This window comes from Allobosea sp. 47.2.35 (assembly GCF_024655635.1).
In the GTDB taxonomy this organism is placed as follows: Bacteria; Pseudomonadota; Alphaproteobacteria; order Rhizobiales; family Beijerinckiaceae; genus Allobosea.
The window spans coordinates 377,639-401,842 of record NZ_JANLGI010000002.1 but is presented as its reverse complement, the minus strand read 5'-3'; the positions used below and the strand labels follow the sequence as shown (position 1 = coordinate 401,842).

Below are 24,204 nucleotides of genomic sequence, written 5' to 3'. Positions count from 1 at the left end.
ACAGCCTAGCCGGGCTCGCAAGCCGGCTATATGACGGCTTCATGGGCCGCTTCGCCGTCACGATCAGGCTTGTCCTCCTCGCCTTGCTGGCTATCGGCTGGCCCGCCAGCGGCATGGCCGAGGGTCGGCGTGTCCAGATCATCACCTCGTTCCCGCCCTCCTTCTTCGAGCCCTTCCGCAGCGCCTTCCGCAAGAAACATCCCGACATCGCGGTTGAGGTCGTACAGCGGAAGACGACAGCCGCCGTCATCGACATCCGCGCGCAGAAGCGGCCCGAGGCCGACCTGTTCTGGGCCTCGGCGCCCGATGCCTTCGAATTACTGAAGCGTGCGAACCTGCTGGCGCCGGTACAGCCGCGCAAGACCGGCGCGCCCGAGACCATCGCCGGCTACCCGGTGAACGACCCCGGTGGACGCTATCTCGGCTTCGCCGTCTCGGGCTACGGGCTGGTCTACAATCCCACCTATCTGGCGGCGCGCGGCCTGCCGGTGCCGCGCAACTGGGCCGATCTCGCGGCACCGGTCTATGCCGGGCATATCGGCCTGACTTCACCCGCCCGCTCCGGTACCACCCATCTGATGGTCGAGGCGCTCCTGCAATCGCTCGGCTGGGAGCGCGGCTGGGCGCTGTGGTCGGCGATCGGCGGTAATCTCGCGACCATCACCGCGCGCAGCTTCGGCGTGAATGCCGGCGTCGCGCGTGGACGTTTCGGCATCGGCATCTCCATCGATTTCCTGACGGAGGCCAATGCGACGGAGGGCGAAGGCAATCGCTTCGTGCTGCCGGGCGAGACGCTGTTCGCGCCGGCCAGTATCGCCAGGCTCGCGACCTCGCCCAACCCGAAGGAGGCCGAGCTCTTCATTGATTTCGTGCTCTCGCCCGAAGGCCAGGCGATGCTGCGCGAGCCCCGGATCGGGCGCCTCGCCGTCTCGCCCTCGGCCTATGGGCCGGGCGAGACGCCGCCGCATCTCTCGGAAGCCGAAGGCATCTTAAACCGCACCGGCTTCGATGCCGGGCTCTCGGCCGGCCGCTACGAGTTGGTCAACCTGATCTTCGACGAGTGGATCACCTTCCGCCGCACCGAGCATGCAAGGCTCTGGCGCAGCCTGCAGGCGATGGAGGCGGCGCTGCTCACGCGCCCCGACGAGCAGACAGCCAAGCTGCTGACACAGGCACGCGCCGCGCTGACGCAACCACCGGTCTCGGCTGCGGAGCTGGAAAAGACGGATCGCTTCCGCAACCTCGTCCGTGTGCCGCGCGGTCTGCCTGTGCCCGAGGAGCAGGCGCGGATCGAGGCGGATATCCGGAACGCGATTGCGGCCCGCGCATCGGAAGCCGGCGACAGCTTGCAGCAAGCGGCCGAGCGGCTCGCTACGCTGGGCTGGCGCGAGGACAATCTGACCGGGGCGCGGCCATGACGCTTCCTCCCGTCAAGCGGCGCTTCGGCATCGGCGGACGATTGATCGCGGCCTTCCTCGGCGTCGGCCTCTTCGCGGTCGGTGCCGGCATCGTCGGCGTGATCTCCTATGAGCGCTTGAGCAAGGAGTTGGCGGCGATTGCCCGCGAGCACCTGCCCGGCCTCGCCTCCGCTGCCCGATTGGCGGAAGCGAGCGCCCGCGTCATCGCCGGCATGCCGGAGCTCGCCAATGCGGAACGACGCGATGGCTATGAACGCGGCCGGCGCGTGGTGGGAGAGCGTCTGAGCGAACTGGACAAGGTTCTGTCCGAGCGGACAGGCAGCGGTTTCGACGCGCCGCAGCTGACAGCCGTGGCGGCCGAGATCCGTCGCAACCTCAATGCCATCGACGACGTTTCGGGGCGCCGTTTCACGCTGGCCGAGCGCATCCGCGGCGTCAGCGAAGAACTGCGCTGGCTGCAGGCCGACCTCATCGACGAGATCGAGCCGCTGACCGACGATGCCCGCTTCAACATCGACACAGCACTCGGCCAGACCAGCGGCGAAACGTCATCGAACAAACCGAACACGATCCGCGAGGAGACCCGCAAGAGCGAAGCGCTGATGACGCTCAACGCCCAGGCCAACCTGATCGTCGGCCTGTTCGGGCGGCTCGGTACGGTCCAGACCCGCGAGGACATGGAGCAGACCGGCCATGTCATCGGCGAGGCCGTCGACCAGCTCGAGGTCGAGGCCAAGGCGCTCGCCGGCTGGCCCGACACGATTACCGTCCGGCAGATCACCCAGCGGCTGGTCGGGCTTGCAGACACGACAACCGGCCTGCCCGGCTTCAAGCGCGCGGAGCTTGCAGCGCTTGCCGATGCGCAGCGCCTGATCTCGGAAAGCCGCCGGCTCGTTGCGGAGCTCGGCACGCTGGTCTCGCAGGAGGTGCAGCGCACCGAAGCCGTGGCGAAGGAGGCCGCCGACCGCTCGGCCGAGGCAATCCGGCTCGGCCGCAACCTGCTGCTCGCCATCGCGGCGGCCTCGCTGCTGGGCGCGCTGCTGATCGGCTGGTTCTATGTCCGGCGCCATCTCGTGGCGCGGCTGCGCGTCCTGACCGAAGCGGCAACCAGCATCGCCAGCGGCCAGTCCTCGGCGCTGCTGCCCAAGGCGGGCAATGACGAGCTCGGCGATCTCGTCCGCGCGCTCGCCGTTTTCCGCCAGACACGCGACGACCTGATCCAGGCGGCGAAGCTCGCTGCGCTCGGGCAGATGGCTGCGGGCCTCAGCCACGAGCTGAATCAGCCGCTCGCCGCGATCCGCTCCCATGCCCATAACGGCGCGCTGCTGCTGGAACGCGGGCGGCCCGAGGAAGCACGCAAGGCCATCGGCCGCATCCAGGCGCTGACGACGCGCGCGGCCGACCTGATCGCGCATCTCAGGCGCTTCGCGCGCAAACCCGGCGTGGTTCTCAACCCCGTTGCGGTCGGCGACACCATCGACACCGCGCTATCCCTGTTCGAACCGCGTTTCGAAGCCGAGCGCGTCACGCTCACGCGGGAGCTGCCGGCCGGGCGCCTCCATGTCCACGCAGAGGAGATCCGGCTGGAGCAGGTGCTGGTCAATCTGATCGCCAATGCGCTCGACGCCGTCGCCGGCATGCAGGACGCGGCAATCGCTATCGGCGCGCGCCGTGCCGGCCACAAGGTCGAGATCTGGGTCGCTGATAACGGTCCCGGCATCGACCGGGCGCATCTGGAACGCATCTTCGATCCGTTCTTCACGACCAAGCCGGTCGGCTCGGGGCTCGGCCTCGGTCTTTCGCTGTCCTACAACATCATCAAGGACCTCGGCGGCACACTCGCCGTGGCCGAAACCGGCCCCGCCGGCACCCGCTTCCTGATCACCCTCGAAGGGACGACAGCCCACGTCATGGCCCCGCTGGAAATCGACGCATGAGCGCTCCCAAGGTCGTCCTCGTCGATGACGATGCCGAGGTGCTCGAAGCCTGGCGGCTGACGCTGGAGCTCGAAGGCTTCGCCGTCGTGGCCAAGCGCTCGGGCGATGCCGCGCTGGCCGAACTCCGCCACGATGCTTCTGTCGTGCTGGTCAGCGACGTGCGCATGCCCGGCCGCGACGGTTTCGGTCTGCTCGCGGCCGTGACGGCGATCGATGCGGAGATCCCCGTCGTGCTGATCACCGGCCATGCCGATGTTCCCATGGCGGTGAAGGCGATCCGCGAAGGGGCCTGGGATTTCGTCGAGAAGCCGGCCGATCCTGTCCGCCTGATCGAGACGATCCGACGCGCCAGCGAATACCGCCGGCTGATCATCGAGAACCGTTCGCTCAAGGCCGGCGCCCATCCCGAGGACCCATGGGCGGCGCGCGTCGTCGGCCATTCGCCGGCGGTTGCGCGCCTGCGCAGCCGGCTCGCCTTGCTGGCCGATGCCGATACCGACGTGCTGCTCTTCGGCGAGACCGGGACCGGCAAGGAGGTCGCGGCGCGCGCGCTGCACGATCTCGGCAATCGCCGCACCGGGCGCTTCGTCGCGGTGAATTGCGGGGCGATCCCCGAGACGATGATCGAGAGCGAATTGTTCGGCCACGAGGCCGGTGCATTCACCGGGGCGCGCGAGCGGCGGATCGGCAAGATCGAGCATGCCAGCGGCGGCACGCTCTTCCTCGACGAGATCGAGTCGATGCCGATGGCGGCGCAGGTGCGGCTGCTGCGCGCCCTGCAGGAGCGGCGGATCGAGCGCCTCGGCTCCAACAAAGAGATCACCGTCGATATCCGCATCGTCGCCGCGACCAAGACCGACCTCGCCGCGCTCGCCAAGACCGGCGGCTTCCGCGAGGATCTGGTTTATCGGCTGAATGTCGTGACGTTGCGCCTGCCGCCCTTGCGCGACCGGCGCGAGGATATCCCGCTGCTGTTCCAGCACTTCCTCGCGCTCGCCGCCGCGCGCGTCGGCCGCTCGGCCCCGCCGCTCGGACGCGACCTGCTGCAACGGCTCACGCGGCAGGACTGGCCGGGCAATGTCCGCGAATTGCGCAATGCCGCCGAGCGCAGCCTGCTCGGCATGGACGAGGATTTCGAGGATGCGGATGCAGGCGCCGCGGCGTCCAATGGCGCGGAGCGCACGCTGGATGAGCTGGTCGCTCTCGCCGAGGCGGACGGAATCGGCGCCGCGCTGAAGCGCCATAACGGACGCATCGGCGTCACGGCAGCGGCCCTCGGCATCACCCGCAAGACGCTCTACCTCAAGATGCGTCGCTACGGTTTGAGCGGCGCGGCGGCGCTCGCGGATTGAGCGGCGATGTTACCGCGATGACCCATCGGGGGCTTCGGCAGGTTACCGCCACGCCCCCGAAACCGGGTATCTGACGATCCCTCCTCCCGAATTCGCCAATGAATTCAACGCCGCAGGCACTTGGCATCACCGTTGCTGAGACAATGGCATCGACCTCGACGTCGACCAGATAAAACGCTTCGGGAGGAAGCCATGCTCAATCGTAGAACCGCGCTCGCGGCCAGCCTCGGCCTGTCGCTCAGCGCCTCGTTTATGACCATCGCGCTGGCGCAGGCGCCGGCTGGCAAGGTCACGGTCGTGACCTCCTTTTCCAAGGACGTCACCGATCCCATCAAGAAGGCGTTCGAGAAGGCGGTTCCGGGCCTCACGCTCGAAGTGCAGAACCGCAACACCAATGCCGGCGTGAAATATGTCGAGGAGACCAAGGCCAACAACCAGGTCGATCTGTTCTGGGCCTCGGCGCCCGACGCCTTCGAGGTGCTGAAGGGCAAGAAGCTGCTCACCGCCTACAAGCCCAAGGCGACCGGCATCCCCGACAAGATCGGCTCCTATCCGATCAACGATCCGGCGGGCTTCTATTTCGGCTTCGCGGCCTCCGGCTACGGCATCATGTGGAACGATCGCTATGCCAAGGCCAACAAGCTGCCCGAGCCCAAGGAGTGGCAGGACCTCGCCAAGCCGGTCTTCTACGACCATGTCGCGATCGCGGCGCCGTCGCGCTCCGGCACGACGCATCTGACGATCGAGACGATCCTGCAGGGCGAGGGTTGGGACAAGGGCTGGCGCACCATCAAGGAGATGGCCGGCAATTTCCGCTCGATCAACGAGCGCTCCTTCGGCGTGCCGGAGCAGGTCAATTCCGGTCAGGTCGGCGTCGGCGTCGTCATCGACTTCTTCGCCTTCTCGGCCCAGGCCTCGGGCTTCCCGGTCAAGTTCGTCTATCCGAGCGTGACGACTGTGGTGCCGGCCAATGTCGGCATCATCGCCAACCCGCCGAACAAGGCCGCCGCCGAAGCCTTCATCGAGTTCCTGCTCTCGCCCACCGGCCAGGAAGTGCTGCTGGAGCCCGGCATCCGCCGCCTGCCGGTCAACCCCGCCGTCTATGCCAAGGCCGGGGCCGACTATCCGAACCCCTTCACCGATCCGCGCTTCCAGAAGATGATCGGCTTCGACGTCGACAAATCTGAAGGCCGCACGGCGGTCGTCGACACGCTGTTCGACCAGCTCATCTCGTTCCAGCTCGACGCGCTGAAGGGCGTCAACAAGGTGCTGCACGAGGTCGATGCGGCGCTCGCCAAGAAGCCGAACGACAAGGCCAAGGCGCTGGCCGAGGAAGCCCGCGTGCTGCTCGCTGCCATGCCGGTGACAGAGGCGCAGGCCGCGAGCGCGGAGCTGCGCGGCGCCTTCACCGGCGGCAAGGAAAAGGGCGCCCGCCAGGCCGAGGTCGAGGCGCAATGGGCAAGCTTCGCCCGCGACAACTACGCCAAGGCCAAGACGAAGGCCGAAGAGGCGCTCAAGGCGGCGAAGTAGGCGCGCTCGCGCGTGTCTTCGTAGTTTCGTGTGTCATCCCGTGCGCGCTGCAGCGTGAAACGCTGCGGCGCAGACACGGGACCGCGCGACCAGCAGGCGCCTTTTCCTGACAACGGTTCCGTGTCCGCGCAGCGGCATTTGCATGCCGCAGCGCGCACGGGATGACAGCCCGGCCGCATCTCATGACAGCCATTCCCACTACAACGGCCTCGCGCCGCCCCCGTCGCATCGCCGGCACGCCCGGACAGATCGCGCTGGCGCTGGCGATCGCCGCTTTCCTCCTGATGTTCCTGGTGCTGCCGGTGGCGACGGTGATCTATGTCGCCTTCACCGAGAAGGGCACCTCCACCTTCACGCTCGTCAATTTCTACGACTTCGTCCGCACCGAGCTGTTCATGCGCTCGTTGTGGAACTCGTTCTATGTCTCTGCGATGTCTGTGGTCTGGGCATCGGTATTCGCCCTGCCGCTGGCCTATCTCACGACGCGCTTCGTCTTCCGTGGCGCGGCCATCGTCCAGACGCTCGGCTTCCTGCCGCTGATCATGCCGCCCTTCGTCGGCGCGGTGGCGATGCAGCTCTTCTTTGGCCGCAACGGCTCGATCAACCTGCTGCTCGACGACTGGTTCGGCTTCAAGATCGACTTCATGGAAGGGCTGAACGGCGTCATCTTCGTCCAGTCCGTCCATTATTTCCCGTTCATCCTGATCAACCTCTCGGCGGCGCTCCGCAATGTCGACCGCGCCATGGAAGAGGCCGCGCAGAATCTCGGATCGTCGGGCTTCCGGCTGTTCCGGCGCATCGTCTTCCCGCTGGCGATGCCGGGCTATCTCGCCGGCGCCTCGCTCGTCTTCGTCAAGGTCTTCGACGATCTCGCGACGCCGCTGCTGCTCAACGTCAAGGACATGCTGGCGCCGCAGGCCTATCTGCGGGTGACTTCGATCGGCATCGCCGACCCGATGGGCTATGTCATCTCGGTCGTGCTGATCATCGCCTCGGTGCTGGCGATGTGGCTCTCGGCAAGGGCGCTGAAGGGGCGCGACTACGCCACGACGCAGCGCGGCGGCGGCGGCCTCGCCAAGCGGGTGATGACGCCGATGGAAGCCGTGTTCGGATACGGCATCGTCATCCTGATCCTGGCGCTGGTGCTTGCGCCGCATCTGGGCCTGCTGCTGCTCTCCTTCGCGACGATATGGTCGTATTCGCCGCTGCCCGATGCCTTCACGACGGCGCATTACGCCCGCGTCTTCGGCGAGAGCTCGGTCTACATCAAGAACACGCTGATCTACGCGACGATTGCCGGCGGCATCGACGTCGTGCTCGGCGTCGCCATCGCCTATCTCGTGCTGCGGACCAAGCTCGTCGGCCGCGAATGGCTCGACTGGATGGCGACCGCCGCGCTCGCCATCCCCGGCGTGGTGCTCGGCATCGGGTATCTCAGGACCTTCTACGGCGTCACCCTGCCGGACGGGACGCCGCTCGCCGCGCTCTGGATCACCATCGTGCTGGCGCTGGCGATCCGGCGCCTGCCCTATGCCCTGCGCGCCTGCTATGCGGCGCTCCAGCAGATCTCGGTCTCGCTAGAGGAAGCGGCCGAGAATCTCGGAGCCACCAAGGCGCGCACGGTCCGGCGCATCGTCGTGCCGCTGATGGCGGGCGGCATCCTTGCCGGCTTCGTCACCTCGTTCTCGACGGCGGCCGTCGAGCTCTCGGCGACACTGATGCTGGTGCAGTCCAACTCCGACGCGCCGCTGGCCTACGGGCTCTATGTCTTCATGCAGTCGGCGGCGGGGCGCGGCCCCGGTGCCGCGCTCGGCGTCGTCGCGGTGATCCTCGTCGCGGCCTGCACCTTCCTCTCCCATCTCATCATCGAACGCAGCCAGAAGGCCAAGGGAATGGGCCACTGATCATGAACGCGACCGTCTCACTGACCACGCCCGCCGTCGCCGTCGATATCGAAGGCGTCAACCTGTCCTACGGCACGAACCATGTGCTCAAGAACGTCAATCTGGCGATCAAGCCGGGCGAGTTCTTCGCCTTCCTCGGCCCCTCCGGCTGCGGCAAGACCACGCTGCTGCGCCTGATCGCCGGCTTCAACCATGCCGATACCGGCGAAGTCAGGATCGGCAGCAAGCCGATCACCGACCTGCCGCCCTGGAAGCGCGATGTCGGCATGGTCTTCCAGTCCTATGCGCTCTGGCCACATATGACGGTGCGCCGCAACGTCGCCTTCGGGCTGGAGGAGCGCGGCGTGAAGCGTGCCGAGGTCGAGCGGCGCGTCGAGGCGGCTTTGGGCCTCGTCGGGCTCGCCCATCTCGCCGAGCGGCGGCCCTCGCAGCTCTCGGGCGGCCAGCAGCAGCGCGTCGCGGTGGCGCGCACCGTCGCGGTCGAGCCCAAGGTGCTCTTGCTCGACGAACCGCTCTCCAACCTCGACGCCAAGATGCGCGTGCAGGTGCGCCGCGAATTGCGCGACCTGCAGCAGCGCCTCGGCCTGACCACGATCTTCGTCACTCACGATCAGGAGGAGGCGAACACGATCTGCGACCGGATCGCCGTGATGAATGACGGCATCGTCCAGCAGGTCGGCACGCCGATGGAGCTCTATGAGCGGCCGGCGAATCTGTTCGTCGCCGGTTTCCTCGGTACGGCCAATATCCTCGGCGGCAAGCTGACCGGCAGCGGCGGGACCCGAGTCTTCGAGATCGAGGGCGGGACGCGGGTGCCGGTTCCGGCCGATGCGCAGGTACCGGAGGGCGCCAAGCTGGTCTTCCGGCCGCAGCATGCCAGTCTCGGTGATGCGGGCCCGGCCGGCGATGGGATTCTGGCCCTGCCCTGCACCGTCGCCAACCGCGAATTCCTCGGCGCCAGCGTGCGCTATGGTGTTCGTATCGGCACGACGGAGGTCGCGGTGGACGTGCCGTTCCAGTCCGGCAGCGGCTTGTTCGAGGTCCGCAGCAGCGCGACGCTCAGGCTGTCGCCACATGCGCTGCTGTGGTTGGCGGCCTAAAGGGCGCCGTCACCACTTCGCACAGCGAACGGCGAGGGCCACAGCCCTCGCCGGCCCGCCTCACCCCCGCTGCTCGGCCTTGTCGCGCGCCTGCGCCTCGGCGCTGCGTTCCGAGGCAGGACCGTAGCCCCCCGCTCCAGGCGTGATGATCTCGACGATCTGGCCCTTATCCAGCGCGCCGTCGCCCTTGAAGAAGGGCACGACGCCCTCACTGAAGGCGAAGGAGCCGCCCTGCCCCTCGCCGCCGCCGGCCAGCCCCCAGGGCCGCGAGGTCAGGCGCGAATTATCGACGTTGAGCCGGCACGGCGCCTCGGCACGGTAGACGCGGCGCAGACCCATGCCGCCGCGCTGCCGGCCATCGCCGCCCGAACCATCAACCAGCTCGTAGCGCAGCAAGGTCAGCGGATATTCGAGCTCCAGCGCCTCAACCGGCAGGTTCGAGGTGTTGGTCATATGGACATGGACGCCGTGGAGGCCATCCTTGTTGGTGCGGGCGCCGGAGCCGCCGCCGATCGTCTCCAGATAGACCCAGAGCTCCCCGCTGCCCGGCTGCTCGCCGGCGAAGGTTGCGGAAGCGACAGCGCCCGAGCAGGCGGCGATGACCCGGTCCGGCACGGCCTGCGCCAAAGCGCCATGGATCAGGTCGACCACGCGCTGGCAGGCGGCGATGCGGCCATTGACGGCGGCGGGATGCACGCAGTTCAGCACCGTGCCCTCGGTCGCGGTGACGGTGAGCGGCCGGGCGAGCCCGGCATTGGGCGGGATGGTCGGGTCAGCCACGGTCTTGACCGCGTAATACACCGTCGAGAGCAGTGCGGTGTAGACCATGTTGAAGCCGGCCCGCATCTGCGGCGGCGAGTCGAAGGCGAGCGTCATCTCCTCGCCTGCGACGGTGATCGCGACCGAGAAGGTCAGGGCCTCGTCGATCTCGGGATTGTCGAAGGAATCCGAGAAGCGATAGGTCCCGTCGGGGATCGAGGCGATGCCGGCCCGCATCTTGCGCTCGGCATAATCCTGCAGCGCCTTGCCGGCGGCTAGCACGGTGTCGCGGCCGTATTTGTCGCAGAGCGCGCGCAGGCGCTCGACGCCGAGACGGTTCGCCGCCATCTGGGCCCGCAGGTCGGAGAGGCGCTCGCGCGGCACCTGGCAGTTGAGCAGGATCAGCTCCTGCACGTCCTTCATCAGCACGCCGCCGTCATAGAGACGGATCGGCGGGATGCGCAGGCCCTCCTGATAGATATGGGCGTGGCCGCGATCGGCGAAATCGGAATGGTGCGCGGTGTTGACCGCCCAGGCGATCATCACGCCCTCGTGGAAGACCGGCTCGGCCAGGACGATATCGGGCAGATGCGTGCCGCCGCCTTCATAGGCGTCGTTGCCGATGAAGACGTCGCCCGGCTTCATGTCCGCGACGGAGTGGCGCTTCAGGATATGCGGGATGATGCCGATGAAGGAGCCGAGATGCATCGGGATATGCTCGGCCTGGCAGAGCGTCTGGCCCTCGACATCGAAGAGCGCGGTCGAGCAGTCGCGGCGCTCCTTGATGTTGGTCGAGTAGCTCGCCTTGACCAGGGCCTCGCCCATCTCCTCGGCGATCGAGGCGAAGGAGGAGCCAATGACCTCGACTGTGATCGGGTCGACGCTGACGGATGCGGGTGCGGTCATCACGGCATCTCCAGGATCAGGTTGAGATAGGGCTCGACCGTCGCGGTCATGCCCGGCAGCAGTACCGTCGTCGAATCCATCTGTTCGACGATGGCCGGGCCGGAGAAGCGATTGCCGGATTTGAGCTTGTCGCGGTCGTAGATCGGGCAGGCGACGAAGCCGCCGGCCTCGGGGAACCAGACCTCGCGGCTGCCGATGATCGCGTGGGAGGCATCAGGCCCGGCATCGGGCTCCGGCCGGAACGCGGCCTTGGGCACGAGGCCGACCGCCTCGACGCGATAGGTCACGAGCTGGACCGCCTCGCCTTCCGCGACGAAGCCATAAAGCCGCTTGTGCGCGGCGGCAAAGCCCTCGGCCAGCGCCGTGATGGTCGCGGGCGTGATCGGCCCGTCCGGCACGTCGATGGCAAGCTCGTAGTTCTGGCCGTGATAGCGCAGGTCGGCGGTGCGCTTCAGCCGGCGATCGGCCGAGGCGACGCCCTCCTCCGCGAACCAGTGATCCGCCTGCTCCTGCAGGGCGACGAAGATCTCCGCCATGTCCGGGACGAGCGTCTCGGAGAGCGTCGCCAATCGCGTCGTGGCGAAATTGGCGCGCAGGTCGGTCAGCAGCAGGCCGAGCGCGCAGCCGATGCCGGGATTGCGGGGCACGACGATGCGCTTCATGTCGAGTTCGCGCGCGAGCCGCGCGGCGTGCAGCGGCCCTGCCCCGCCGAAGGCGACCAGCGCGTAGTCGCGCGGATCATGCCCGCGCTGAACGCTGATGACGCGGATAGCCTTGGCCATATTGGCGGTGACGACCGAGATGATGCCTTGCGCCGTCGCCATCAGGTCGAGGCCGAGTTCCTCCGCCAATCGGCCTATCGCCTGTTTCGACAGGCTCTGGTCGATCGGCATGCGGCCGCCGAGCAGATGCGTCGGGTTCAGGGTCTGGAGCACGACATTGGCGTCGGTGACGGCAGGCTCGGTCGCGCCGCGCCCGTAGCAGACCGGGCCGGGATCGGCACCGGCGGAACGCGGGCCGACCTTGAGCAGGCCACCTGAATCGATCGCCGCGAGCGAGCCGCCGCCGGCGCCAACCGTGTGGATGTCGAGCATCGGCGCCTTGATCGGGTAGCCATGGACATTGGCTTCGGAAGCCAGCTTCGCTTCGCCGTCGTCCAGCAGGGCGACGTCCGAGGAGGTGCCGCCCATATCGAAGGTGATGAGGCTGGGGATGCCGATCATGGCGCCGATCGCCTGCGCCGCGACGACGCCGGTCGAGGGACCGGATAGCACCGTGCGCACCGGCAGGCGCGCCGCCATGTCGAAGCCGATGACGCCGCCATTGGATTGCGTCAGATGCGGCACGGCCTTGAGGCCGAGTTCCTTCAGGCGGTCGGCGAGGCGGCGGATATAGCCCTGCATGACCGGGCCGAGATAGGCGTTCACGACAGTGGTCGAGATGCGCTCGTACTCGCGGAACTCGGGCGCGACCTCATGCGAGGCGCAGATGAAAGCCTCCGGGAATTCCTCGGTGACGATCCGCTTGGCCGCTTCCTCATGCTCCGGCCGGACGAAGCCGTAGAGGAAGCCGATCGCAACCGCCTTGACGCCCTCCGCCTTCAGAGCCCGCGCCGCCTGCCTGACAGAATCCTCGTCGAGCGGGGTCTCGACCGTGCCGTCATGCCGGACCCGCTCGGCGACACCGAAGCGCAGGTCGCGGGTGACCAGCGGCGGCGCCTTGTCGGCCTGGAGATCGTAGAGGTCCGGCCGCTTCTGCCGGCCGATCTCGATCAGGTCGCGGAAGCCCTCGGTGGTGATCAGCCCCGTCTTCACGCCGCGATGCTGGATCAGGGCATTGGTGCCGACCGTGGTGCCATGGCCGAAATAGGCGATGTCGCCGGGGCTGGCGCCGACGCGCTCGACGCCCTCCTGCGTGCCGCGCGCGATGGCGCGGGAGGGATCGTCGGGCGTCGAGGGCACCTTCCAGACCGCGACCATGCCGGTCGCGTCCTCGAACAGGCAGACATCGGTGAATGTGCCCCCGGAATCGATCCCGATCCGCCACGCCATCTCTGTCTTCCTCCCTTACGGTAGAGCGACCTCGGCAGGTTCCCACGCCACGCCGTGGCCGAAACCACCTTGATAGCCGCAGACCCGCGCGGCCTGTTTGGCTCCCGCTGCCAGGGCAGCTGCGATGCCGGCTCCATCCAGAATGGCCAGCAAACAGGCGGCGATGAAACCGTCACCGGCGCCGAGCGTATCCACCACCGATGCAGGACTGGCCGCCTGCTCGTGGAAGCGGCCCGCGGCCAGCGCCATCGCGCCCTTTGCGCCGCGGGTCGCCACGACCACGCCTGCGCCCCAGCCGATGCAGCGCTCGAGCAGGGCGCGGCAATCGTCATCCGAGGCGGAAGGGTGCGACAGGAAGGCGATATCGACCGCCGGCAGCGTTGCCGCGAGGTTCTCGTCGGTCCAGCGCTCGGAGAAGTCGTAGGACAGGCGCCGGGCCGCATCGCGGACGACCGGCAAGGTATCGCCGAGTTCGCTGTAGATGCTGGAATGGACGAGGTCGAAGCCGGCGATATAGGCGCGGTCGGCGGCGTCGAAGGTACCCCATTCGCCGCGTACCCCCCGCTCGGAGCGCAGGAAGCGCCGGTCCTGCCCGTCATGACCGATGAAGGCGCGCGCGTTGGGGCCGGGGCGGATTCGACAGCGCGTGGTATCGACACCCTCGAGCTTCAGCGCGTGGCTTAGGAGCCTGCCGGCCTCGTCCGAGCCGAGGCAGCCGAGATAGCCGGTTTCCGCTCCCAGCCGCCTGGCCTGCACCGCGACATTGACCGCGTTGCCGCCGGGGAATTGGAGGCGACGATCGACATAGGTGTCGACCGTGTTGTCGCCCAATCCCAGAAGCTTCTGCGCCATCGCGGCAACTCCCGATCAGTACGCCACCTTCCACATATAGCGCCGGGTCGTCAGGGGCTGGTTGCGCAGCACCGAGAGATGCGCCGAGAAGCGCTTGAGCGCGGCCTGCAGGATATACGGCGCGACGATCGGGCGGATCGCCGGGTCGACGCCCTTCATCGCGAAGGCGCGGGAATCGTAGTTCATCACCCGCCCGGCATAGGTGTCGCAGAACTTGACGACGCGCTCCATCAGCGGCTGGCTCGGATCCTCGCCGGTGATCAGGACCAGCGGCGTTTGCTTGTCGACGATCTCGAACGGGCCGTGGAAGAACTCGGCGGCCTCGATCGGGTAGCTGTGCAGCCAGAGCATCTCCATGAGGATGCAGACGCCGAAGACATAGGCCGTGGTGAAGCCCGGCCCCGATGCGACATGGTAGATGCGATCGTCACCAGCATAGGCCTCGGCATCGGCAGCAGCGCGGGTCTCGTTCTGCTCGGCCGCATCACACATCGCCACCGGGAGCGCGTCGAGAGAGGCCAGCAGCTTGGCGCCAAGCGGCCAGCCTTCCTTGGCCGACATCAGGCCGCCGATCAGCGCCTGCATCAGCATGAACATGGCGGCGAAGGATTCGCTGGTGTCGCCGACCAGGAAATGCCGCGGCACGGCCTGCGCCAGCGGCTTCTCGCCATACTGGCTGAAGGCGACGATCTGGCAGGGCCGGTCCTTGAGGAAATGCGCGGCGGCGACAGTCTCGGGCGTCGTGCCGGATTTCGAGGCCAGCAGGACCAGCGTCCGCTCGTTCAGGCGCGGCGGGTCGATCGCCATGAACTCTGCCGGGAAATAGCGGCGGACCTCGATCCCCGGCGAATAGCGTTCCAGCCAGTACTGGATGCCGAGCATCGCGCGGTTCGCCGAGCCGCAGGCGACGAGATAGACGCGGTCGACCTGGGGAGCCAACTCCTGCCCCAGCGCATAGGCTTTCGGCAGCGCGGCGCGCGTCGGCTCCAGGCCGGACAGGACGGCGTCACGGTCGAAGGCAATGGACATGGAGGGCTCCCGGACGGGCTTTCAATGAGGCACGAGAATTGGTATACACCAATTCCATATACCAACCACTGTCAAGCCTGTTCCATGCCGCCCAAACGCCCCTCCCGACCAGTAGCGCTCCGCGACCGTTTCGCCTTAAAGACGAAGAAGGCGCCGCGCCTCGGATTCCGACAGCTGCGCACGTCGAAAGGCATGGAGGCCGGGACGCAAGGCATGTCGAACCCGCTGAAGGGCGTCAAACCGATCTATGTCGAGGTGCAGGATTACCTGCTCGACCTCATCGGCGGGCCGGATTACGGACCGGGCGACCGGATTCCCTCCGAGCGGACGCTGGCCGATGCGCTCGGCATCAACCGCATGACCGTGCGCAAGGCGATCGACCGGCTGGTCGAGCGCAATGTGCTGGAGCGCAACGGCACCAGCGGCACGCGCGTCCCGCTGGTGCAGGTTTCGCGGCCGATCGATGCGTCGGCTTCGCTCGGAATTGCCCGCATCATCCGCAATGCCGGCGGCGAGCCCGGCAGCAAGCTCCTGCATTTCGGCGAGGAGGCTGCGAGCGAGAGCATCGCCCAGCGTCTCGAAATCCAAACCGGCAGCACGCTCATCATGGCGCGGCGCCTGCGCAGCGTGAACGACGAGGCCTTCTGCATCGAGACGAGCTACCTGCCGGCTGGCAGCGTCCCCGGCCTGTCAGCCGAAGACCTTCTCTCCGGCCAGTCGCTCTACGAGTTGCTGCGGCAGCGCTACGGCATCGGGATCAGCATCCGCGACCGCGAGATCAGCGTCGGCACGGCGACGGAGCGGGAGGCCCAACTGCTCGCGCTGGCGCCGGGCTCGCCGACATTGGTGCTGCGGATCGTGGCGCGGGACGGCGAGGGCCGGCCGGTCGAGTACATGCGCTCGGTCAACCACCCCCATCACGTCGTCTTCCGCAGCTCGACGCCCCCTGCCCGCGGCTGAGCGGTGTAGCCAGCCTTCCTTCCTGATCCCTCTTCCGCCGCCGGAGCCTTCCTGATGGGCATCACCATCGAAACCATCGAGCCGGACGCGTCGCTGCCCGCGGCCAGCGATGTCGTCGTCATCGGCGGCGGCATCATCGGCATCACGACCGCGCTGTTTCTGGCGCGCGAGGGCATCTCGGTCACCGTCTGCGAGAAGGGCGAGGTCGGGCACGAGCAGTCCGGGCGCAACTGGGGCTGGGTCCGCGTCATGGGGCGCGATCCCGGCGAGATTCCGCTCGGCCTCGAAAGCATGCGGCTCTGGGAGGACATGGACCGGCTCGTCGGCGGCGATACCGGCTTCACCCGCTCCGGCATCGTCTATGTCGCCGACACCAGGGCCAAGCTCGCCGAGCACGAGGCCTGGCTCGAACACGCCAAGACCTACCAGCTCGACTCCCGCCTGCTCAGCACGCGCGAGATCGACGCCGTCATCCCCGGCGGCAAACGTGCCTTCGCGGGAGCGATGTTCACGCCGAGCGATGCCCGCGCCGAGCCGCAGAAGGCCGTGCCGGCCATGGCGCGGGCGCTGCGCCGCCATGGCGGCACCGTGCTGACGCGCTGCGCGGTGCGCGGAATCGAGACGGCCGGCGGGCGCGTCAGTGCCGTCGTCACCGAGCGCGGCCGGATCGCCTGCCAGCGTATCGTTCTGGCGGGCGGCGCCTGGTCGCGGCTCTTTCTCGGCAATCTCGGCATCGACCTGCCGGCGCTCAAGGTGCTGGGCTCGGTGTTCCGGACAGAACCGCTCGACGGGCCGCCTACCCATGCCGTAGGCGCCTCGGACTTCGCCTTCCGTAAACGGCAGGATGGCGGCTACACCATCGCCCATCGCGGCGCGAGCGTGGCCGAGATCGTGCCGGACAGCTTCCGATTGCTGTTCGATTTCCTGCCGTCCTTCGTCCGGCAGCGCCATGAATTGCGGCTCAGGATCGGCGAACGCTTCATCGAGGAGGCGCGCCGGAAAACCAGCTGGTCGCTCGACGAGGAAACGCCTTTCGAGCAGACGCGCATCCTCGATCCCAAGCCGTCCGCGCCCATCCTCGAAGAGGCCAAGCGCAACCTGATCGCCGCCTTCCCCGCCTTCGCCAATCTCAGGATCAAGGAAAGCTGGGGCGGGCTGATTGATGCCACGCCCGATGCCGTGCCGATCATCGGCGAAGTCCCGCGCCTGCCCGGCTTCTTCCTCGCCACCGGCTTCTCGGGCCATGGCTTCGGCATCGGCCCGGGCGCCGGGCGCCTGATCGCCGATCTCGTCAGCGGCCGCTCGCCGATGATCGATCCCAAACCCTTCCGGCTGGAGCGCTTTTCGCGACTGGAGCGGACGACGCGGGCGGGGTGAGCCGAGACATGAACGGCCCGCCTCTCTTCCGAGAAGCGGGCCAGCTGGGTTCAGACCCTACGACGCTCAGGCGAGCGCCGCCTCGTCGAGCGAATAGGCCGAGAAGAAGTTCGTGCCGCCCGGATAGCATTTGAAGCCGCTGAGGCCTTTGACCATCGCATAACCCTGCGAGCGCCAGGCGAGACCGACGAGTGGCGCCTGTTCCAAAGCGGATTTCTCCAGCTCGGCATAGATCGCCTTGCGCTTGGCCGGGTCGAACTCGGCACGGCCCTTGGCGAAGAGCGCATGGATCTCGGGCGTAGGTATCTGCCAGCTGCGCGCCATGTTGGCGGGCAGATCGCCGTCGAGCAGCGGGGCGAGGCCGTCGGGGTCGTTATTGTCCGCCGTCGTGCCTTGGACCATGAAGTCGTAGCGGCCCTTGCCGGCGAGATCGACGCGCGCCGCCCAGTCCGGCAGGTTCAGCGTCGCCTGAATGCCGATTTCCGCAAGATTGGCCTGCACGACCTCGGCGGTCGATTTGTGCATGCCGTATTGCGCGGTCGAAAGCAGCGTGCAGGTGAAGCCGTTCGGCACGCCGGCCTCGGCCATCAGCTTCTTCGCCTTGGCCGGATCGTAGTTCCAGAAACCGGAGCGTCCCTTATCGAAATAGGGGCTGCTCGACGGGATCGGGATGCCCTCGAGCTTGCTGCCCCGGCCAAAGAAGGCGGCCTGCACGATATCCTCGCGGCGAATGGCATGGGCAACCGCCTGGCGCAGACGCACATCCTTGAACGGCCCGGCGCCGCCATTGAAGTTCAGGCCCATGAAGGGGCCATCGACCGCGACGAGCCGCAGGCGGGAATCCTTCTCGATCGTGCCCATCGATTGCCAGGGTACGTATTCGATCAGGTCGATATCGCCGGCCTGAAGGGCGGCGACGCGCAGGTTCTCGTCGGCATAGGCGACAAGCTTGATGCCATCGAGCCTGGGCAGGCCGGGTTTGTAGTACTTGTCGAATTTCACGACCTCGATCGAGGCGCCGCGCTCCTGCCCCTTCAGCACGAAGGGGCCTGCGCCGACGCCGAGCCCCGCCCGCCCCTCGATCGAATCCTTGGCGATGATCGGCATATGCGGGCTGGCGAGCCAGATCGGCAGCGTGACCGTCGGCTGCTTCATGACGATGCGGACGGTGCGGGCATCGGGCGTCTCGATGCGCTCGACGCCGCCGAACTCAGCCTTCATGAAGGCGGTCGAATTGGGCGCGGCGACCTGCTCCAGCGTCCATTTCACGTCCTCGGACGTGACCGGCTTGCCGTTCTGGAAGGTGGCCTGGCGGAGCTTGAAGACCCAAGCGGTCTCGCCCTCACGCTCCCAGGATTCGGCGAGTTCCGGCCTGACCTCGCCCTTCTCGTCGAAACCGGTCAGGCCGCGGAAGATCAGGAGCTTCACCGTCAGCGCAGCCGTGCCGGTATGGAGCCAGGGCTGGAGGCTCGGCGGGAAACTCGACAGGCCGAAGCGAAGGACCTTGCCCCCGGCTTGAGCATGGGCCCGCAGGCCCAGGAGAGGCAGGGCTGCACCGGCGGCGAGCACAGTACGGCGAGAGATCGACTGCATCGAATACCCCTCTCAATTTTATGGCGGCCTGGACGGCCGAGAAGGCAGAATGATTTGGTGTATACCAGTTTGTCAATGCTCTCCCGGATCACAATGCGGGCGTTCTGACCAAAGGGCAGCTTCCGCCATGGCGGATCGAAAGATCACGCCCACCTGATGAGCGCTTGCCGATATTGCGGCGCAAAGAGTGCAGCTTGCATCATCTCCCTCCACTCGCCTGACGCGTTGCATTGTCAGCGAAGTCAACGTTCGGCCAGCAGCTTGACGGCCGGATTCACCACCGATGGTATACACCAAAGCCATGGCCAACGACTGTCGGCGCGGTACGAGCGCGCGCCGCGTGAGAGCCATTCATCCGAACAGGTTGAACGGACGCTTGACTTCCCGGCGAAAGCCTCACTAGCATCCCTTACTACAAGATATATTCTGCAATTATGGATTAATCTTGCAAAGAGGGGTATCGCCAATGAGCGAGACGGATGAAGGCAAAAGGTTTCTGCTGAAGGGTGGACTGGTCGGCGGCCTCGCATTGGCCGCCGCGGCGAGCACAGCCCGCGAAGCTGCGGCGCAATCCGCGCCCAACAGCCTGCTGCGCACGGTTTTGGATCGCGGCAAGCTGATCGTCGGCACGGGCTCCACCAATGCACCCTGGCATTTCGAGGACGAGAAGGGCCAGCTCGTCGGCATGGACATCACCATGGGCCGTATCCTGGCCAAGGGGCTGTTCGACGACGCAAGCAAGGTCGAGTTCGTCCGGCAGGACGCAGCCCAGCGCATCCCCAACATCAATACCGGCAAGGTCGACATCGTCATCCAGTTCATGACCATGTCCCCGGCGCGTGCCCAGCTCATCGCCTTCTCGCGCCCCTACTATGTCGAGGGCATCGCGCTCCTGACCCGGCCGGACAGCGACAAGAAGAGCTTCGACGCCCTGCTCAAGGCCGGCTCCTCGGCCCGCGTCTCGATCCTGCAGAATGTCGATGCCGAGGCTTCGGTCAAGAAGGTGCTGCCGCAGGCGACCGTAATGCAGATCGACAGCCAGGCCAACGTCATCCTGGCGCTCGACTCGAAGCGTGTCGATGCTGCCGCCGTCGACCTCTCCACCGTCGGGTGGCTCGCCAAGCGCCATCCCGACAAATATGCCGATGCCGGCAAGTCCTGGAACACGATGCTCTATGGCGCCGGCATGAAGCAGGGCGACCCCGACTGGGTGCGCTTCGTCAACACCACCTTCGACATCGCGATCTTCGGGCACCAGAACGAGCTCTACGACGCGGCGGCGAGGGATTATTTCGGCGCCGAGCCGCCGCAGCGCCAGCCTGGCCTGCCGCGCTTCTGAGCGTTCCACGCTTCGCAGACGGAAGGGCGCGCGCCTCGCGCCCTTCTTCCCCGGCGCCCGGTTAGAGTATCGGGCTTCAGCCCGATACTCTAACTCCTTGATCCTGCATCGGCTTTGCCGAAAACCGCGACCCACTTTTCGGGCCGATGCTCAAGCCCTCGGGACCATGGCGAACTATCACTTCAACTTCGCGATTGTCTGGCGCTACGCCGGCAAGCTGTTCGAGGGGCTCCTGCTCAGCCTCGAACTGGCGGCGGCGAGCATCGCGATCGGCATGGCGATCGGCCTCGTGCTGGCGCTGATCAGCCTCGACGGGCCGAAATGGGCGCGCCCGCTGATCGCGGCCTATGTCGAATTCGTCCGCAACGTGCCGCTGCTGCTGCTGGTCTATCTGGTCTTCTACGGCATCCCCAGCGCCATCGACCTGCAATATGACGCGGTCACCTCCTTCGTCGCGACGCTGTCGATCTATTCCGGCGCCTATCTCGTCGAAGTCATGCGGGCGGGACTGGAAGCCGTGCCGCGCGGACTGGTCGAGGCCGGCAAGTCGATCGGGCTTACGCCGATGAAGGTGCTCTGGCATGTGCGCCTGCCGACCGCGATGCGCATCGCCCTGCCCTCGCTCTCCAACACCTATGTCTCGCTGTTCAAGGACACCTCGATCGCCTCGGCCATCGCCGTGCCCGAGCTCGCCTATGGCATGCGCTGGATCGAGACCCAGACCTTCCGCACCGTCGAGGTCTATCTGCTGGCGACGCCGATCTACCTGATCACCAGCTACGCCATCCTGCTGCTGCTGCGCCTCGCCGAGCGGCGCTATCGAATAGCGCGGTGACGGCATGGCAACGCTGATCCAGACCCTGCCCTTCCTCGTCGACGGCCTGCTGATGACCCTGCTGGTCTCGGCCTGCGTGATCGTGCTGTCGCTGATCGTCGGTTTGCCGCTCGGCTGCGTGCTCGCCTTCGGGCCGCTCTGGGCGCGGGCGCCGATCCGGCTCTATGCCGATTTCGTGCGCGGCGTGCCGATCCTCGTCCTGCTCTATTTCGTCTATTACGGCCTGCCTGCGATCAAGGTGAACTTGCCCAGCCTGCTCGCCGCGATCGTCGCGCTGACGGCGTTCAAATCGGCGCAGATCATCGAGATCACGCGCGGCTCGTTCCAGTCGATCCCGACCGGCCAGACCGAGGCCGCCAAAGCGATCGGGCTCACCCTGTTCGACCGCTTCGTGCATGTGCTGGCGCCGCAGGCCGTGCGCCGTTTCCTGCCGCCCTTCGTCAACAGCGTCGTCGACACCGTGAAGGGCTCCTCGCTGGTCTCGCTGCTGGGGATCGTCGACCTGATGCTGTCGCTGCAGCAGGTGATCGGGCGCACCCATGTGGCGCTGCCGCTCTATCTCATCGGCGCGCTGATGTATTTCGCCATCAACTTCCCGCTCTCGGCGCTCAGCCGCCGGCTCGAGAAGCGCTTCGTCTGAAAGGAGGCATCCATGGCCGAGACGGATGCCCGTGCTTCCGCCGGGACACCGGTGATCGCGATCGAGGGCCTGACCAAGTCCTTCGGCGCCAACCAGGTGCTGAAGGGCGTCGATCTTCGCGTCGGCAAGGGCGAGGTCGTCGCGATCATCGGCCCCTCCGGCAGCGGCAAGACCACGCTGCTGCGCTGCATCAACTTCCTCGAGGAGTATGACGGCGGCTCGATCCGCATCGACGGCACCGAGGTCGGCTATCGCGACGGCGCGGGCGGCCGGAAGCGCCGCAGCGACCGCGAGCTTGCCGCGATCCGCGTCGATGCGGCGATGGTGTTCCAGCAGTTCAACCTGTTCCCGCATCTCACCGCCGCTGAGAATATCATGCTCGGCCTGATGAAATCGCGCGGGCGCTCCAAGGCCGAGGCACGCGCCATCGCCGAGAAATGGCTGGCGCGCGTCGGGCTCGCGGCGAAGGTCGATGCCCTGCCCTCGCAGATGTCGGGCGGCCAGCAGCAGCGCGTCGGCATCGCGCGGGCTGTCGCGATGGAGCCGAAGGTGCTGCTGCTCGACGAGATCACCTCCGCGCTCGATCCCGAGCTGGTCGGCGAGGTGCTGGCCGTGGTGCAGGAACTCGCCGCCGAGGGCCGGACCATGATCCTCGTCACCCATGAAATGGCCTTCGCGCAGGAGGTGGCGGACCGCGTCGTTTTCACCGACCAGGGCCGGATCGTGATCGATGCCCCGCCCGCGAAGGTCTTCGGCGAGCAGCCGCATGAGCGGCTGCGCTCCTTCCTGTCGCGCTTCGTCGGCTTCCGCCCCAATCCGGCGTGAGGACACCATGAACGCAGTGCTTTCCACCTTTCCCGACACGACGCCCTACAGGCGGCTGGCGGAGCTCGGTCTCACCCTGCCCGAACTGCCGAAACCGATCGGCAATTTCGCCACCCATGTCCAGGAAGGCGGCCTGATCTACCTCTCCGGCCAGGGGCCGACGCATGAGGATGGCCGGCTCCATACTGGCAAGGTCGGCCGCGATGTCAGCGTCGCCGAGGCCTACGACCATGCCCGGCTGACCGGCCTCAACCTGCTTGCCGTGCTGCACGAGGCGCTGGGCGATCTCGGCCGCGTGCGGCGTGTCGTCAAGCTGCTCGGCATGGTCAATGCCGAGCCCGATTTCAGCGACCACCCGGCCGTCATCAACGGCTGCTCCGACCTCTTCGTCGCCGTTTTCGGCGAGGCCGGCAAGCACGCCCGTTCGGCGGTCGGCTTCGGCTCGCTGCCCCGACAGATCACCGTCGAGATCGAGGCGATCGTCGCCATCTCATGACCGGGGCCAACGCCCCGCGCCCTGCCGCCCAGGAGAATGCCATGTCTGCTTCCGATATCCGCCCGTCGCTGGGCCTGCGCCCGGTCATCAACGTCTCGGGAACGATGACGGCGCTCGGCGCCTCGATCGTGGTGCCGGAGGCGGTCGCGGCGATGACGGCGATCCTGCCGCAATTCGTCGAGATCGACGATCTCCAGCGCAAGGCCAGCGCCGTGATCGCGCGGCTCTGCGCCAGCGAGGCCGGCTTCGTCACCGCCTCCTGCTCGGCCGGGATCACGCTGGCGATCGCGGGCGCCATGACCGGCGACGATCTCTACGCCGTCGAGCAATTGCCGGACGCCAGCGGCCTCAAGGACGAGGTTGTCGTGATGATGGGCCACATGGTCGGCTATGGTGCGCCCGTCGACCAGGCGATCCGGCTTGCGGGTGCGACGCCGATCGTCGTCGGGCAGGCCACCAGCGCCCGCGCCTATCAGCTCGCGGGGGCGATTTCCGAGCACACGGCGGCAGCCCTCTATGTCGTCTCGCATCATACGGTGCAGTACGGCCTGCTCCCGCTCGACGAGTTCGCGGCGATCTGCCACGAGCGCGGCGTACCGGTGATCGTCGATGCGGCCTCCGAATACGATCTGCGCGGCTTCCTCGAAGCCGGCGCCGATATCGTGCTCTATTCCTCGCACAAGTTTCTGGGCGGGCCGACCGGCGGGATCGTCGCCGGCCGCAAGGCGCTGGTCCGCGCCGCCTTCATCCAGAATGGCGGCATCGGCCGCGGCATGAAGATCGGCAAGGAAAGCGTGCTCGGCACCATGGCAGCCCTGGAAGCCTGGGAGAAGCGCGACCATGCCGGTATCAGGGCCCGCGAACAGCGCGCGCTGGATCTCTGGCTCACCCGCTTCAGCGACCGCCCCGGCGTCACTGCCGTGATCGAGCCCGACCCGACGAACAACCCGCTCGACCGGATGAAGCTCTCCGTCGACCCCGAGCAGGCGCATATCACCGCCTGGGACCTCGCCGACGCGCTGGCGCGCGGCACGCCGCCGGTAATCGTGCGCGACCATGAGGTCGAGCACGGCCATTTCTACCTCGATCCCTGCAACCTGCACCCGGACCAGGAGGAGATCGTCGCCGAGCGCATCGTCACCGAACTGGAGACGGCGCGACGCAGCAACACGATCATCGCGTCGCCGCTGATCGAACGCCGCAACCGGCGCGCCGCCTCGCTGGCGAAATGGCCGGATTGACGGACCGGCGCGCGTTGACAATCGCCGCGCGCCGATATTCTGTTATTGGGCATAATACTA

General features: G+C 67.1%; 19 protein-coding genes. 14 read left to right on the top strand and 5 right to left on the bottom strand.

Annotated features, from left to right (window positions below):
* The first annotated feature begins 41 nt into the window (after window positions 1–41).
* The 6 genes from NUV79_RS04505 (at window position 42) to NUV79_RS04480 (ending at window position 9,241) form a co-directional block, all read left to right on the top strand.
* Window positions 42–1,418, top strand: coding sequence for an ABC transporter substrate-binding protein (locus NUV79_RS04505; protein WP_257731880.1), 1,377 nt, complete (start codon window positions 42–44; stop codon window positions 1,416–1,418).
* Entirely contained in the window at window positions 1,415–3,355 is a 1,941-nt protein-coding gene (locus NUV79_RS04500) for an ATP-binding protein (RefSeq protein ID WP_257731879.1), read from the top strand. The genes NUV79_RS04505 and NUV79_RS04500 overlap by 4 nt, the downstream gene beginning before the upstream one ends.
* Window positions 3,352–4,707, top strand: a complete 1,356-nt coding sequence (locus tag NUV79_RS04495) for a sigma-54-dependent transcriptional regulator (protein WP_257731878.1) — start codon at window positions 3,352–3,354, stop codon at window positions 4,705–4,707. Before NUV79_RS04500 ends, NUV79_RS04495 begins: the two co-directional genes overlap by 4 nt.
* A 192-nt stretch (window positions 4,708–4,899) precedes the next feature.
* Entirely contained in the window at window positions 4,900–6,237 is a 1,338-nt protein-coding gene (locus NUV79_RS04490; protein ID WP_257731877.1) for an ABC transporter substrate-binding protein, read from the top strand.
* 182 nt (window positions 6,238–6,419) lie between these two features.
* Window positions 6,420–8,141: an ABC transporter permease gene (locus tag NUV79_RS04485; protein ID WP_257731876.1), complete on the top strand. Its 1,722-nt coding sequence runs from the start codon at window positions 6,420–6,422 to the stop codon at window positions 8,139–8,141.
* 2 nt (window positions 8,142–8,143) lie between these two features.
* A complete protein-coding gene (locus tag NUV79_RS04480) occupies window positions 8,144–9,241 on the top strand; it encodes an ABC transporter ATP-binding protein (protein WP_257731875.1) in 1,098 nt (365 codons plus the stop codon).
* A gap of 60 nt (window positions 9,242–9,301) precedes the next feature.
* Here NUV79_RS04480 and NUV79_RS04475 read toward each other — a convergent pair whose 3' ends face one another.
* From NUV79_RS04475 to NUV79_RS04460, 4 genes are read right to left on the bottom strand one after another with little or no spacing between them, the layout of a single operon-like run.
* Complete coding sequence (locus NUV79_RS04475; RefSeq protein ID WP_257731874.1) at window positions 9,302–10,906, bottom strand: hydantoinase B/oxoprolinase family protein; 1,605 nt, start codon at window positions 10,904–10,906, stop codon at window positions 9,302–9,304.
* Window positions 10,906–12,957, bottom strand: a complete 2,052-nt coding sequence (locus NUV79_RS04470; protein WP_257731873.1) for a hydantoinase/oxoprolinase family protein — start codon at window positions 12,955–12,957, stop codon at window positions 10,906–10,908. The genes NUV79_RS04475 and NUV79_RS04470 overlap by 1 nt, the downstream gene beginning before the upstream one ends.
* 15 nt (window positions 12,958–12,972) lie before the next feature.
* Complete coding sequence (locus tag NUV79_RS04465; protein ID WP_257731872.1) at window positions 12,973–13,809, bottom strand: PfkB family carbohydrate kinase; 837 nt, start codon at window positions 13,807–13,809, stop codon at window positions 12,973–12,975.
* A 15-nt stretch (window positions 13,810–13,824) separates the two neighbouring features.
* Window positions 13,825–14,838 (bottom strand): SIS domain-containing protein, encoded by a 1,014-nt coding sequence (locus NUV79_RS04460; protein WP_257731871.1) that lies wholly within the window; start codon window positions 14,836–14,838, stop codon window positions 13,825–13,827.
* Window positions 14,839–15,051: 213 nt separating this feature from the next.
* Here NUV79_RS04460 and NUV79_RS04455 point away from each other — a divergent pair, with 213 nt between their 5' ends.
* On the top strand, window positions 15,052–15,798 hold the full coding sequence (locus NUV79_RS04455; RefSeq protein WP_257731870.1) for a GntR family transcriptional regulator: 747 nt from the start codon (window positions 15,052–15,054) through the stop codon (window positions 15,796–15,798).
* Between the two features lie 51 nt (window positions 15,799–15,849).
* A complete protein-coding gene (locus tag NUV79_RS04450) occupies window positions 15,850–17,175 on the top strand; it encodes an NAD(P)/FAD-dependent oxidoreductase (RefSeq protein ID WP_374678835.1) in 1,326 nt (441 codons plus the stop codon).
* 66 nt (window positions 17,176–17,241) lie between these two features.
* Here the strand turns inward: NUV79_RS04450 and NUV79_RS04445 are convergent, their stop codons facing one another.
* Window positions 17,242–18,768, bottom strand: coding sequence for an ABC transporter substrate-binding protein (locus NUV79_RS04445; protein ID WP_257731868.1), 1,527 nt, complete (start codon window positions 18,766–18,768; stop codon window positions 17,242–17,244).
* A gap of 466 nt (window positions 18,769–19,234) precedes the next feature.
* Here NUV79_RS04445 and NUV79_RS04440 point away from each other — a divergent pair, with 466 nt between their 5' ends.
* The 6 genes from NUV79_RS04440 (at window position 19,235) to NUV79_RS04415 (ending at window position 24,144) form a co-directional block, all read left to right on the top strand.
* On the top strand, window positions 19,235–20,107 hold the full coding sequence (locus NUV79_RS04440; protein ID WP_257731867.1) for a transporter substrate-binding domain-containing protein: 873 nt from the start codon (window positions 19,235–19,237) through the stop codon (window positions 20,105–20,107).
* 166 nt (window positions 20,108–20,273) lie between these two features.
* On the top strand, window positions 20,274–20,942 hold the full coding sequence (locus NUV79_RS04435; RefSeq protein ID WP_257731866.1) for an amino acid ABC transporter permease: 669 nt from the start codon (window positions 20,274–20,276) through the stop codon (window positions 20,940–20,942).
* A 4-nt stretch (window positions 20,943–20,946) separates the two neighbouring features.
* Window positions 20,947–21,582 (top strand): amino acid ABC transporter permease, encoded by a 636-nt coding sequence (locus NUV79_RS04430; RefSeq protein WP_257731865.1) that lies wholly within the window; start codon window positions 20,947–20,949, stop codon window positions 21,580–21,582.
* Between the two features lie 12 nt (window positions 21,583–21,594).
* On the top strand, window positions 21,595–22,407 hold the full coding sequence (locus NUV79_RS04425; RefSeq protein WP_257731864.1) for an amino acid ABC transporter ATP-binding protein: 813 nt from the start codon (window positions 21,595–21,597) through the stop codon (window positions 22,405–22,407).
* Window positions 22,408–22,414: 7 nt separating this feature from the next.
* Window positions 22,415–22,903, top strand: coding sequence for a RidA family protein (locus NUV79_RS04420; protein ID WP_257731863.1), 489 nt, complete (start codon window positions 22,415–22,417; stop codon window positions 22,901–22,903).
* A gap of 41 nt (window positions 22,904–22,944) precedes the next feature.
* On the top strand, window positions 22,945–24,144 hold the full coding sequence (locus NUV79_RS04415; RefSeq protein WP_257731862.1) for an aminotransferase class V-fold PLP-dependent enzyme: 1,200 nt from the start codon (window positions 22,945–22,947) through the stop codon (window positions 24,142–24,144).
* Window positions 24,145–24,204: the final 60 nt, after the last annotated feature.